Annotated in this window: 8 protein-coding genes; 1 reads left to right on the forward strand and 7 read right to left on the reverse strand. The window is 66.9% G+C overall.

Going from position 1 to position 13,598, the window contains the following annotated elements; translation table 11 throughout:
• Window positions 1-6: 6 nt before the first annotated feature.
• The 3 genes from GobsT_RS17915 to GobsT_RS39725 form a co-directional block, all read right to left on the reverse strand.
• Entirely contained in the window at window positions 7-1,287 is a 1,281-nt protein-coding gene (locus tag GobsT_RS17915) for an ABC transporter permease (RefSeq protein WP_010037924.1), read from the reverse strand.
• Window positions 1,288-1,511: 224 nt separating this feature from the next.
• Window positions 1,512-2,468 carry an efflux RND transporter periplasmic adaptor subunit gene (locus GobsT_RS39720; RefSeq protein WP_232068476.1) on the reverse strand — a complete coding sequence of 319 codons (957 nt, stop codon included), beginning with the start codon at window positions 2,466-2,468 and terminating at the stop codon, window positions 1,512-1,514.
• A 562-nt stretch (window positions 2,469-3,030) separates the two neighbouring features.
• Window positions 3,031-5,268 (reverse strand): TolC family protein, encoded by a 2,238-nt coding sequence (locus tag GobsT_RS39725; protein ID WP_010037928.1) that lies wholly within the window; start codon window positions 5,266-5,268, stop codon window positions 3,031-3,033.
• A gap of 598 nt (window positions 5,269-5,866) precedes the next feature.
• Between GobsT_RS39725 and GobsT_RS17930 the strand changes: the two genes are divergently transcribed.
• A complete protein-coding gene (locus GobsT_RS17930) occupies window positions 5,867-7,474 on the forward strand; it encodes a hypothetical protein (protein WP_010037934.1) in 1,608 nt (535 codons plus the stop codon).
• Window positions 7,475-7,540: 66 nt separating this feature from the next.
• Here GobsT_RS17930 and GobsT_RS17935 read toward each other — a convergent pair whose 3' ends face one another.
• From GobsT_RS17935 to GobsT_RS17950, 4 genes are all read right to left on the reverse strand, one after another.
• A complete protein-coding gene (locus GobsT_RS17935) occupies window positions 7,541-7,924 on the reverse strand; it encodes an STAS domain-containing protein (protein ID WP_010037939.1) in 384 nt (127 codons plus the stop codon).
• 726 nt (window positions 7,925-8,650) lie between these two features.
• A complete protein-coding gene (locus GobsT_RS17940) occupies window positions 8,651-10,240 on the reverse strand; it encodes a TolC family protein (RefSeq protein ID WP_081471562.1) in 1,590 nt (529 codons plus the stop codon).
• Window positions 10,241-10,266: 26 nt separating this feature from the next.
• Window positions 10,267-11,646 (reverse strand): HlyD family secretion protein, encoded by a 1,380-nt coding sequence (locus tag GobsT_RS17945; protein WP_010037947.1) that lies wholly within the window; start codon window positions 11,644-11,646, stop codon window positions 10,267-10,269.
• Window positions 11,633-13,381: a peptidase domain-containing ABC transporter gene (locus tag GobsT_RS17950; RefSeq protein WP_148087783.1), complete on the reverse strand. Its 1,749-nt coding sequence runs from the start codon at window positions 13,379-13,381 to the stop codon at window positions 11,633-11,635. Before GobsT_RS17950 ends, GobsT_RS17945 begins: the two co-directional genes overlap by 14 nt.
• Window positions 13,382-13,598 lie beyond the last annotated feature (217 nt).

Here is a 13,598-nt window from a genome sequence, read left to right on the forward strand (position 1 = left end):
ACGCCGTCAGACGTGTCGAAGGGCTTCTACCGGGTCGAGCCGGGCCGCCCTGCGGGCCGGAAGGACACCAGAGATTAGCCCGACCAGGAGCGAGACCCCGAACGCCAACAGAGGGGACCAGACCCGAATGATGGCCGGTAGCCCGATCAGCCCGCTCATCGCGAACGACAGCCCGACCCCGAGTACCACCCCGACGATTCCGCCGCAGCACGACAGGAGGACCGATTCAGCCAGGAACTGTGCGGCGATGTCGCGCTGCTTCGCGCCGAGCGCGCGGCGGATGCCGATCTCCCGTGTGCGCTCGGTCACCGTGGCGAGCATGATGTTCACGATCCCGATGCCGCCGACCACCAGCGAGATGCCCGCAATCGATCCGAGGATTAGCGTGAACAGCCGCTGCGTCTCCTCGGCCTTGCGCAGCAGGTCGAGCGGGACCGTGACGACCACGTCCTTCCGCGGGTGGTACTGGTCCAACAGGGACTGAATGGCTTTGGCCGTCCGCGGCACGTCGGCCACGTTCCCGACCGTGATCGTCATCTGGCTGATCTCGAGCCGTTCGACCGAGTACGATCCGGCCTTGAGGGTCATCAGCTCGCGCCCGAACCGGACCCGGTCGGTCTGGAACGGGATGAACACCACCTTGTTCAAATCGGCGTCCCCGCCGTCGGCACCGGCGGCCAGCGTTTTCGGGGCGATCACCCCGATGACGGTAAACGACCGTTGCCGATCGGGGCTCTCCACGGTGAGGGCTTGACCCAGGGGGTTCTGGGCCGGGAACAGGGCCTCGGCCGCGGCGGACCCGAGGACCGCGACCGGCGCGAACGCCTCTTCGTCGGCCGCTTCGACGCCCCGCCCGGACGCCATGCGGATGTTGTGCTGACGGAGAAAATCGGAGGTCACCCCGATCACCCGGGCTTCCATTTTCTTGTCCAGGTGGCGGACGGTCTTTCGGTACTCCCGCATGGGGGTCGCGTTCGACACGGTCGGGACGGTCGTGCGGATCCGCTCCAGGTCCCGGAACGTGAGCCCGTAGGCGAGCAGGTCCACTCCCTGTCTCTGGGTCGGCTCGTCGGTCGGCTTCACGCTCCGCAGAAGGATGGTGGTCGCCCCGAGGTCTTCGAGCTGTTTGATCGCCTGATACCGGGCCGCCTCGCCGACGGCTAGCATGACGATCACGGACGCCACCCCGAGAACGATGCCGAGCGTCGTTAGCAGCGTCCGTAGCCGGTGCGCGGCGAGGCTTCTGAGGCCGAGCTTGAGCGGGTGGGTGAACCGGGAGGGGAGCATAAGGGCGGCTCAACGCGAGGGCACGCGGAGGTTGCAACGCGATTCGGTCGCGTCTCGGGCCACCCGAGAGACGGAGCCGAACAGTTCACACAACTGAGAACGGCAGGGAACCCATTGCGCGGGAGCCGCTTCCATCTCGCACGCAGTCTCGTTGATGAGTTTACACCGGCCTGCGTGGGCTGGCGGGTGTAAACTCCGCGGTTCTTTGTGCCCGCCCGGGGCCGTCACTTCGGGGCCGGTGATCCGAGCGCGGCGGTTGGCGCGGGTGCGGACCCGGACCCGGTGCTCAACTCGGCCGCGGCTCGGTTGCGGGCGTCGAGGGCGACCCGGTCGCCGGCGGCCAGTCCGGTGACCACCTGGATGAGCTGATCGTTCCCGTCCCCAATAGTCACTTCCCGCTGCTCGACCTTGTTGCCGGTGGCGACGTAGCAGACGTGCTGGCCACCGACCTCGGTCACCGCCTGGACCGGAACGGTCAGCGCGCCGGGCACCGTCTTGACCAGGATCTTGACCTCGGCCGACATCCCCGGCCGCAAACCCGCTTCGGTCGGCATGTCCTCGATTGAGATGGTCGTTTCGTACTCCTTCACCCCACCGCCGCGCCAGTCGTCGCCTTGGGCCAGGGTGGCAACGGACATGACCTTGCCGCGGAGCACCTGACCGGGCAGGGCGTCGATCTTCATGGTGCAGCCCAGCCCGGCCTTGACCTTCTTCACCACCGTCTCGTGGACCTTCATCTTGACTTTCATCTGGCTCAGGTCCGGGAGCGTGAAGATCGGCTGCTGGAAGAACACCTGCCCGCCCGGGCGGATCCGGGCCGATTCGTCCCACGGGCGCTTGAAGTAGATGACGATGCCGGGGGCCGGGGCTTTCACCTCGCACTTTCCGAGCTGGTCCCGGAGGCGCTCGAACTGCCGCTTCTCCAGGTCGGCGGTTTTGCGGGCGGCGGTCACCTCGCTGGCCGCCTTCTCGGTCGCCGCGGCCTGGCTCTTCTTCGTCCGGTCGAGGTCGCGGACGGCGTCCTTCGCCTTGGCTTCCAGCTCAGTCGTCTTCCGCCGCTTGGTGTACTTGGTGAACAGGAGCAGGTCCGCCTCCCCTTGTTGGACGGCGTACCTTTTCTGCTCGTGGGTCAGCTCGACGATCCGGATCTGTTCCAACTGGGCGAACCCTTTTTTGACCATCCCGCGGGTGAACTCCAGGTTGTCCTCGGCCTCCTTGAGTTCCTTTTTGGCGAGTTCCAGAGCACCTTTCTTCTTGTCCAGCTCGCCCTTGTATTCGGCGTCCAGGAACGACTCCCGGTCGATGTCCGCGAGAACGTGGGCGAGTTCGGCCTTCGCGATCTCGCCCTCGGCTTTGTTCCGCTGCACCTCCAGTTCGCTGATCGCGGCTTTCACCTTTCCCTCGGCCTGCTCCCACTTCACTTCTTGCTCGTTGATGGCTTTCTGGAGCGCGTCGGTGTCGAGCCGGGCCACCACGTCGCCCCGCTTGACCACCGTCCCTTCGGGCAGGATGGTGGTGATCTTGCCGCCCCCCTCGACCTCGCAGATCACCTGGACCGCCTCGGAACTTTCCAGCTCCCCCTTGTCGGCCACCGCGATTTCCAGATCCCCAACGGTCGCGGTGGCGGTCAGCACGTCGTCGACGTGCCGGCCGGGCAGAAATTGCCGGGCGGCCAGCCACCCGACGGCTCCGACGACCGCGGCCGCCGCCGCGTATCGCGCCGCACGCGCGAGCCGGCCGGACTTACGGGCCGACCGGGCCGGGGGCAGTGATCGGCCGGGGGGCTGGGGCGCCGGGGAGCCCGGGGGCAGCGGTTCCGCGGCCGTTGCGGTCGTCGGAGCGGGCAGGGGGTCTGGGCTGCGCATTGGTGGGGAAGCCTCGGTCGTCGAGCTGTAGCTCTTCCAGGTCCAGGAGGAGCTGGAGCCGCCTTTGCTCGAACTGGATGAAGTTCGCGGCCAGCGCGTTGCGTTGTGTCAACAGGGTACTCAGGGCCTGGAGGAGCTGCAAGCTGGTCGCATCGTTTGCGCCCTTACGGCCGCCCGGGCCGAGCAGTGTGAGCCGGGTGTTCTCGTACTGCCGGGCGGCGGACAGCACCTGCTGCCGGGCGATGCTGAACGACGGCCGCAGCCGCGCCAGTTCGCGCAGGTCTTGACGGATCTGCAGCTCCACCTGGTCCGACTGCGCGACGTACGCGCGCTTGGCACGCTGGTACGAGACGAGGCTCGCGCGGTACACGTTCCGCTCGGCGAGCCGGTTGAGCGGGGCGTCGAACTGGAGGCCGACGCTGTACGAACTGGCCTCGCCCGCGAAGTTGAACGGCTTGTCGTGGTCCGCGTCGGTGACAAGGTTGGCGGTGCCCACCACGTTCACCCCGCCGCGCAGGGCGTTCGCGGCGACCGTCACCTTTCGCCACGCGTCGGTCGCCTGCGCTCGCCGGTTCTGGAGGTCGAGGCGGTTCGCCTTCGCGAAGGCCATTGCCGGTTCTTCCAGGATGTCGATCTCCGGCAGCTCGATCCGGTAGATCCGCGACTGCGTCTGGACGCTGATCACCCCGTCTAGGGCGGCCAGCAGGAACTTGGCGTCCTGGACCACCGCCTCCCACCCCTCCTTGCGGGTTGCTTCGGTCACGGCTGCGCTGTCTTGTTCAATCTTCTTGGTGAACTTCGCCAGGTCGTCACCGGCTTCGGTCAGAGCGGTTTTCAGGCTTGTGTACGTGGCCTTGTCCCGGTCCCGCTGCTCCGGGTCATCCCCCGGCCGGGCCGGGCGGTCGAACTGCCGGCCGAAGGCGTCCAGATCGGCCGCCGCCGATTGGACCGCCGCTGGTCCGCGCCCGGATAGTTCCCGCAGGTCGGTGAACGCCTTCCGGAGTGCGTCGAGCGACGGCGGCGCGCCCAGTTCGCGGAGACGGACCCGCTGGAACTCCTCCAACTGCTCCCGGAGCCGTTCGAGCGCGGGGTCGGTCAGGATGAACTGGTCGAGCGGGCTGTCGTCCAGATCGATTGGGAGCCGCGGGGGCAGGCCCAAGGTGAGCTTGAACTGGTCTTTGGCGTTCTCCAGCGAGGTGCGGGTGTCGATAACGCCCTGCCGGGCCGCCTGGACGCCCTGGTAGAACTGGTCCAACTCGACCACCGACGCCCGGCCGCCGCGGAACAGCTCGTTATACAGCCGGTACGTTTCCTCCTGCCGCTTCAGGTTGGCTTCCGAGTTCCGGAGCGTCTGGACGGCCAGCAGGAGGTCGAGGTACCCGCCGCTCTGGGTGGCGACGGACACATAGAACCGCTTGCGGAACCGGGCGAAGTCGCGGACCGCGTACAGCACGTCCCGCTCCGCCTGGGTCAACCCCTCGAGCCGGACCTGGCGGCCGAAGTTCCGGAGCAGCGGCTGGGTCAGGCTGAGCAGCAGGTTCGACCGCACCCCGCCGACCGCCCCGCCGGTGTATTCGTAAGTGATGCTGTTGGCGAAATCGACCAGCAACTGCCCGCCGGCGGCGAGGTTGCGTTCGAACCCGACGTCGGTGGTCGAGGCCAGCCGGTTCGACTCGGTCGGGAGCGAACTGTTGCCGGAGTGGGTGTAGGTGGTGGCGTTGCGGCCGAACCACCGGAGGTCGAACTCGAACCGGTTGAGCGTCAGCCCCAGGGCCGTCAGGTAAACGTCCTCAAGGGCGGACTGATACTCGCGGCTGTTGAGCAGCGCGACCTCGACGGCCTTATTCTGGTCGAGTTTGACAACGCCCTTGTCGTCCGGGGCGAGGGCCGTCTCCCATCCGATCGGTTCGATGCTGTCTGCGTACCCGTCCTTGCCCCAGCGCTTCGAGCCGCGGAACTTGTACGGGTGGTCCATCAGGATCGCGGCCGCCGGGTCGTCCGGGGGCTTGGGCGGGCGGTCCGGATCGAACGGGTCGGCCAGACGCGATCCCGGTGCGGGCTCCAACCGGAGCCGGCCAATGTCGTACCCGCGCCCGAGCGCGGACCGCTCGGCCACGATCGGGTACGTTTCCCGATCGGCGGCGTTGCGATAATGGCTCCGACTGCAACCGCAGAACAGACACGTAGCCAGGAGTAATACCACCGCTCGCATAGGGCTCCACGGTCGGGCCACGTGGTTCGGTCCGGCGGGCGGCGCCGGTAACCGATCTGACGACCCAGGGCTCTTAATGAAAACCTCGTGCAGTGTCCCGCTGGTGCTGTACTTTCGAGCTTATCTGCGTCAGCGTCGCACACCGTACACTCATCCCAAGCTCCGCATCTTGTCACCGTTTTGTTGGCCGCGGACCCTTCGCAACCTCGCGAAACTCACAACGGACCCGTGAAGGTACTCGACGCACTCATGAGACGTTCGACAACCAGAGGCGTTTCGAGAAGATCGGGCTGTTATGAAACGGGGACATGTAACGATTAATCGGCGCAGGACGCCTCTAACTGAAGAACTTTACTGTCGAACCACGTCTCGAATAGCACGAGCAGCACTTGGCACCGGCTTCACAGACCAGGCTTGGGAAGCCCGATTCTCACGTCTCAACCCCCGCCTGAAATCTGTTCTAAGCTTCCAGCGGCAGACATCCGGAGGTCGGAAGCGCGATATGAAACGGCTGGTCCGTCCCGAAACGGTTTTCTTCCTGCTCACTTGGCTCGGCCTGATGGTCGCGTTCCGTGACCGCGGGTTCTACGACCCCGGCGCGCTCTGGCACGTTAAAGTCGGTGAGATCATTATCGACCGCGGAATGCCGCAAACTGATCCGTTCAGCTACACGTTTGAGGGGCAGCGCTGGGTTCCCCAGCAGTGGGGGGCCGAAGTGCTAATGGCCCTTGCGCACCGCGGCGGCGGACTCGACGCGATGCTGCTCGGGTTCGCGACCGGTGTTGCAACGCTATTCGCCCTCATCTTCCGGCGGGCGGTGCAGGGGGGGATGGGGGCGATTCTGGCCGGCCTGATCGTGGGCGGCGTGCTGTTTGTCGGCGCGTTCCACTACTTCGTTCGGCCGCACATGTTTACCATCGCGTTCATCGGCTGGACGATGATGTGCGTCATCGACTACGAGCGCGGGCGCTGCACTGAGTGGCGGCTCGCGGGACTGATTCCGCTTTTCATTGTGTGGACCAACCTGCACGGCGGTGTCCTCGGCGGCACCATGACACTTGGTTTGGCAGTTGCAGGGTGGGGACTCGTCTTTCTGAAGTCACAGGTCTTCAAGTCGCAAGTCCCGAGTCAGGGCACCCAGCTCCCGCTGGCGACCCCCATTCGTTCCTGGCGCACCGCGTTCCTGCTGGTCGCGATCGTGGCCGCCTGCGGACTCACGCCGTTCGTGAACCCGCACGGCATGGAGATGATTCGCATCTGGCAGCGGATCGTGGCGTCGAAGGTGCTCCCGGAAGTCGTCAACGAGCACATGCCGCTTGACCCCTCGTCGGCGCTCGGACTGGCGGTGATCGGCTTGGGCATTTTTTACCTCGTGTTGCTGGCGGGGGCTCTGCCTCGTGCGATGCGTGTGTCGTGGCTGGTCCCGCTCGTGTGGCTGGTGTTGAGCTTCAAAGGCATCCGTCAAGGGCCGCTGTTCGCAGTGTGCGCTGGGGTGGCCATTGCGGACCTGTGGCAGCACACCGTCTGGCACCGGTTGCTGGTGAAACACGGCGACGGTTCCACCGCGTGGGACACTGCAAACGCGACCGAGGCGGCGGGCCGCCGGGGGCCGTTGTGGGCCGCGTGCGTGCTGCCGGTAGCGCTGGTCGCGACCGCGTTCACGCTCCAGGTACGCGGTGTCGAGGCGCCGGTGGTTGGTTGCGGGTGGGCGCGGCTCGATCCCGATTTCGTTCCGTCCGACCTGACGCGAGAGGTGACCGAATACTCGGCGAACGTCCCCCCCGGAACACCGATCTTCAACGACGCGAATCTCGGTGGCTACCTGATCTACCACGCGCCGCGGCTCAAGATCTTCATGGACGACCGGTGCGAACTGTACGGCGACGACTGGATTCGTGCGTACTCCGACGCATTGGGCGAAACGCCGGAAAAACTCGGACCGGTGTTCGAGGGATGGGCCGAGCGGTACAAGTTCGATCGCGCCATTGTGCTGTCGAACCCGCCTTCTCAGGATAAACCGCCGATCGAGCAGTACTTAATGAGCGCAACGGAGAAGTGGCGAGAGGTGAGCCGCGGGAAAAGGGCCGTCATGTTCGAGCGCGTGAAGTGACGCAGAGGAAAAGAAACGGCGTGTTGTGCGGCAACAGCCCGCGAAGCAACACGCCTCTCGTTCAGTTCAATCCGTGCCGCTAAGGGCAGAGATCGCTTCAGCAGCGTTGTCGTAGAGTGCCCAGTACATTTCGAGGTTGGTGATCCGCAGCAACTCGCGGATGTTCGGGTTCACACCGGCAAGCACCAGTTCGCTGCCGCGGCTCGCGAGCAAGTGGTGGCAACGTAGCAGAAACGTGATGAACGCCGAGCCGAAATACGTTACCGCCGACAGGTCCACGATGATGTTGTTCGGCGGGTCTTCCTTGAGCGGCGCCAGCACCATCTCCGCCGCAGGTTGCAGCAGCGTCTCAGGTAAGTCCTCAATCTGTGGGGAAGGAACAATCACCGCCACGTCGCCGTGGCGCTTCACCTGGAAAAACTCGTTCGTCAGGTTTGCGTCGGACGCCATTGCGGGAATCCAAATGTGACGGGTGACCCGCACGTGAGGAGCGTGTCCGGTCATCAGACAAGTTAGCCGCAACCGGGTGTCGAATCAAGCGGTTGACACCAGCTCGGCGGGGGCCGATACTCCCAACTCATTGGGAGTTGTTCATGCGTATTCGTTGTCCGGGTTGTGGCGCCCCGTATGTGCCGCCGCACGTGCTCCCCCCGGATGTCCCGCGGTGTCCGAACTGCGACACGCCGACGCCGCTCGAACCGGAGCCGGTGCGCCCCCGCGCGGAACCAACCGGTGCGCGGAGCCGGGTCGTCTCGGTGGTCGCGGCTCTTCACTTCCTGATGGCCGCGGGTGGGATCTGTGTCGGTACGGGTTTCGCGTCCGTCGCCGGAGATCTTGGTGTAACGTTCCGGGCTCTGGCGTTTTTGGTTATCGTGGTTGTGGGAACGTTTATTTGGGCCGGGGTCGGCTTGGGCATCCAGATGCGCTGGGCCGGTGCGTGGTATGCGTCGCTGGTCATTTGCAGTCTCACGCTCATTTACGGGCTCGCGCTCGGAGTGCGGAGCCCGTGTGGGGCAATTTATTTCGGTGTCCCAGCGGGTTGTGTTCTCGCGGTTCTCCTCGCACGCCGGGACGAATTCCGATGATGAGGACGTTCGCGTTTCGCCGTTCGGACGCATGAACGGCTCAGCACGTGGTCTATCGGATACGCTGGCGCTCTGCGTTCACACCGAGCCCTTACGGCTTCGGTGCTGCCTGTGGTGCGGTGTTCGGGAGCACCGCGCCGCCCTGCGGACCGGTTGCATCCAGGCCAAGCGCGGCGAGATAGTTGGCGACCGCCTGGTAGTAGTTGCCGAGCAGCGTCACGACCTTCACCCGCGCCTCGGCAGCAGCGATTTCCTGAATGTTCAGGTCGATCAGGCTCGTATTTCCGGCCTTGAACGATTCAGTGTCCAGCTCCAGCACCCGCTGCGCCTGCCGCTGTTCCTCGCGCGCCTTGCCGACCCGGAGGTACGCCTGCTGAAGCTCGCTTACCGCGTCCTGAACCTGTGCGGTCACGTCGTCACGTGCGTACCGCTCGCGGGCCAGGAGCTGGGCGAGTTGCGCGCGGGCGGTTGCGCTCAGCCCGCGGGCGTTGCGGAACGGGAGTGGCACCTCGAACGTGGCCCCGACCTCGGCCGCCGTGCGGTCGGTGTCGAACGGCCCGCTCCCGGTGAACGTCTTTTTCGCGATGCCCACGTCCTGTGCGACTTGTGCGTAGGCGTTCAGCGCCGGCTGTAACTGGTTGGTCGCCAGTTGCAATTCGACAGCGCGGCGCTCCTTTTCCAACTGGAACTGGACCAGTTCCGGACGCTGCGCGAGCGCCGCGGCCACATCGGCGCCCAGTTGGGCCGAGGTCGGGCTTGCCGGGACCAGTTCCGGAAAATCTGGACGCAGCCATTCCGCTTGCGGCACCACCGGGTCCCCGGCCGGGTCGCGCAGGAACAGTGACAGGCGGAGGGCCGCCTGTTGCAAAGCGCGCTCGGTGGCGAGTAGTGTTTCCTCGCGGCCGGCGGCCAGCCGGCGGTTGAGCGTCGGCACCGCTTCGCCAATGTTCTGGGCTTTGAAACTTTCGTCGAGCAGGGCTTGGCGCTTCTGGGCCAGTGCGAGCAGGTCTTTGGCGATCCGATACTGCGCCCCGGCCGTCTGCCAGGCCCAGTACGCCTGCGCCCCGGCCCGGAACGCGTCCAACCGGGCGCGGCGGATCGTCGGGTCGGCCGCGCGCTCGGCGATCTGCGCGGCCCGCAAGCGGGCGCGGCGCGCGTCAATGTCGCGGTTCTGGAGCAGCGGTACGTTCACCCCGGCGCGGAACTCGCCGCCCTCGGCCGTCTTCCGCTCACCGTAGTAGATGGGGAAGTTCCCCAACCCCTGGCGCCAGCCGGCGAACGTGGTCACCCCGCCGAACGGGGTGGCCTGCTGAACGCCGGCGTCGAGCCGGGTGCTGGAAAAGGTGCCCGCCTGGTCGACCGCGCCGGCCCGAATTGTCGGGTCGAACTGACCCTCCGCTGCCAGCCGCTGACCCGCCGCGATCGCCCGCTCCTGCTCAATGGCGTACAGGAGCGGGAACGCGGCGTCGATGCTCTTGAGCACCTCAGTCAGTTGGAGCGGCGAGCCGGCGCTCGGGGCAATCGCTGGGGGGGCGGGAAGCGGCTGCGGTTTGGGAGCCGCCGGGAGCTGCGGTGCCGGAAGCGGCTCGCGAACGAACGCGCCGTCGGGCAGCGGTGATCGCGTGGCGCATCCGGCCCCTGAGAACGTAAGCGCTAGTGCAAGGGCCGTCCGTGGCCGCATCTCGTTTCCCCCGTACCGTTTGCGACCTATTTCGCCACCGGACCGAACGGCCGCCCCGCCGGCTTGTCCTGCGCTTTTACCTCGCGCACCGGTGGGAAGCCGTTTAACAGCCGCCACACCTCGTAGCCGAGCCGGACCTCGTTCAGCACGATCCAGCCCTGCGCGCGCACCCCCTGGCGCAGGAACTGCTCCTCCGGCCATGCCGCTCCCGCCGCCGGTTCGACCAGCACACGGAACCTGCCCCCGGCCCCGTCCGCGGTCGGATCCACAAGGTACACGCGGCCCTCGAAGGTGCCCGCCGCTGCCTCCGGATACGCGGCGAACTGCACGGCCGCCCACCCTTCGAACTGAAGCAGCACGCGGTCGCCGACGCGAACGAGCGGTAGATCATTCCCATCGATCGTGAGTTCAGCGACAATACCGGGGTGGTAATCGCCCGTCAAGTCGGGAGTGACCGCTTTCACGTCCGGCACAAGTACCGCAAGCCGCTCGCCGGCGCGCACGAGTTGTCCACCGGCTTCGGCGTTCGCCAGGACACGAAAGATCACGCCGTCGACGGCGGCGTGAATTCGTTGATTCGTTTGTCGCTCCACCTGCGTGCGGATCACGTTGTACTGCTGGCGGACCGACGCCTGCTCGCTCTTGGCGGCCTTGACTGCGGCCTCTTCGGTCTGGATGAGCCCGGCGGTGCGCTTGTCCGTCGCCTCACGTTGCGCCTTCGCGCCGTCGAGCGTCCGCTCGGCCAGCTTCAGCCGCGCCTCGACCAAGGGGACTTGCGCTTTAGCCAGGTCCCGCTTGCGCTCGGCCTCTTCGACCGCGTCCCCGGAGACCACCTCGCCGACCGCACTCTTGCTGAGCTTCCTCAGCCGCTCGTAAGCCAGCTCTTCGCGCCGCAGGTTGAAGGCCGACTGCTGAAGCTCCTGCTTGACGACCAGCACCTGCGCCTCGGTCTGCTCGACGCGATACCCGGCCTCCGCCACCAGCACCTCGCGCTCGCCCTTAACGAACTCCAGCCGGTTCTGCTGGTCGAGCACCCGGCCGTCGGCCAGGGCGAGCCGCTGAAGCGCCAGCGTCTCTTGCTCGCGCAATCGCTCCAGAATCAGCGGGTCGTTGTCCACCAACTCGACCAGCAACTGCCCGGCCTTGACCCGGTCGCCCTCGACCACGTGCCACTTCTTGACCCGCCCCTCAATGGGCGAAATGACGAACTGCGCCCGCTGCACCGGGTTGAACGCGATCGCCCGGCCGGTGCCGTGTACCGTCTGCGTCCACGGGCTGACGGCCAGCGCGGGGACCGCTAGCACTAGCGCCGCGAGCAGTGCGAACGCCAGCACCCGCACGAGCCGTGGCGTGCGGGCGGCGTTTAGCGACGGTAGCGCGGGTGCGGTCACATCAGGCGTTCCCATGGGGCACCTCCGGCGAACGGTCCAACCGAACGACGCGGTCGCACGACCGGGCGACTTCGTCGGAGTGGGTGATCACAAGCAGCGTCCACGGGGCGCCGGGGCCGAGGAGCGCGGGCAGGACGGTCGCCCGGACGTCGGCATCCATGTGGTCGAGGGCCTCGTCCAGTACGATCAGCCGCGGCCGGCCTACGATGGCCCGGGCCACCATCAGCCGGCTCGCCTGGCCCAGCGAGAGCGGCGCGCCGCCGGACCACATGACGGTGTCGAGGCCTTTGGGCAGCGCCAGAACCGGCTCGAGAAGTCCGACGGTCTGGAGCGCGGCGCGGGCCTCCGCGTGGGTCACGTGGGCCCGGCCGACGCGAACGTTTTCCAGCACCGTGGCCTCAATCACCTCCACGCCCTTGACCAGCGCGACCTGCTCGCGGAGGGACTCCCGGCGGAGCGTCCGGATGTCCGCGCCGTCGAACTCGATCCAGCCGCGGTCCGGCATGCGCAGGGCGTACAGGAGGTCCGCCAGCGTGCTCTTGCCGGCCCCGTTCGGCCCGACCAGCGCGACCCGCTCGCCGGGCGCCAGCTCGAGCGACAGCCCGACGAGGGCGGCGCGGGGCTGCTGGTCGTAAGCGAACGACACGTCCCGCACCGCGACCGCGGCCCCGCCGCCGGCGGGCCTCTGCGCCTCCGCCCCGTCGGCCTCAAGAGGCAGGTCGAGCAGGTGACCGAGCTTGTCCACCGCCGCAAGCAGGTCGTAGTACGCCTCCAACTGCTTACCCAGCTTGGTGAACGTCGCGACCACCAGCGCCACCACGATCTCGGCCGCGACCAACTCGCCGAGGGTCAGTTCGCCGCGGATCACCAGCGCGCCCCCGACGGCGAGCAGAGCGACGTTGGCGACCGCCTGGAGCAAAAGCGCGAACCCGATCTGCCGCATGAGGACCCGGAAGTGTGCGGCGCGCGCGTCCAGGTACTCGCGGGTGAGCTCGTCGGTGCGGGCGGCGGCCAGCGCGGGGCCGCCCGCCGTCTTGAACGCGATCGGGTGCCGCGCCACCTCTTCCATCCACCCCGCGACCTGGTACTTCGCCACCGACTCGCGCACCGCCGACCGCACCGCCCCGCGGCCCAGAGCCAGGAACAAGAACGCGAGGGCGCCGATGAGGATCAGGTCGAAGCCGAGCAAGTAGCTGTGATAGAAGCCGAGGAGCAGCAGCCCGATGAACACTTGGAGGGCGAGCGTGATGCCATCAAGCAGAAGGGTGGCCGACGCCTTCTGCACGGTCAGCACGTCGAAGAAGCGGTTGACCAGTTCCGGCCCGTTCTGGCGGTCAAACGCCCTGAGGTCGACCCGCGGCAGCCGGTACGACAAGTCGGCCGCGACTCGCACGAACACGCGGCGCTGGATGAACTCCACCACGACCGTTTGGAGGATCAGCAGCCCGGCCGCGAGCGACAGCGCGACGAACAGCGCCACACAGAGCACAACTAGTTGCTGGATCAGTGTGCCGAGCGCCACCGTGTTGACCACCGCCATCGCAACGACCGGGGTGGCGAGCGTCAGCGCCCCGACGCACACGGCGAACAGGAGCACCAGCCACAACTCGCCGCGCTCGGGCCGGAGCAGGCCCAGCAACCGGCGGAACGGCGGCATGTGCGCCGCGTGATGGTGGTCGGCATGTTCGGCATGCGCGGCGTGGTGGGGGGCCGCGTGCGAGAGCGGCAGAGCGGCCGTCGGTTCACTCACAGCCGGCCCTCCCACGCGTTGCCGCTGCCGATCCAACGGGAACTGGGGACCGGCGTGCGGTTCGTGTCCGCTTTCGTCCTCCCGCCCAAACTCGCCAACTGACCACGTGCATTATCACTCGGTCTGAAAGACCGCATTGCGATCCCCCCGCTGTATCAATTTAACCGTCAGTCCTGCGTGGCTTAAACTGGTCAATATCGCGAAGGCGCCAACCGTT

The sequence above is a fragment of the Gemmata obscuriglobus genome (assembly GCF_008065095.1).
GTDB lineage: Bacteria > Planctomycetota > Planctomycetia > Gemmatales > Gemmataceae > Gemmata > Gemmata obscuriglobus.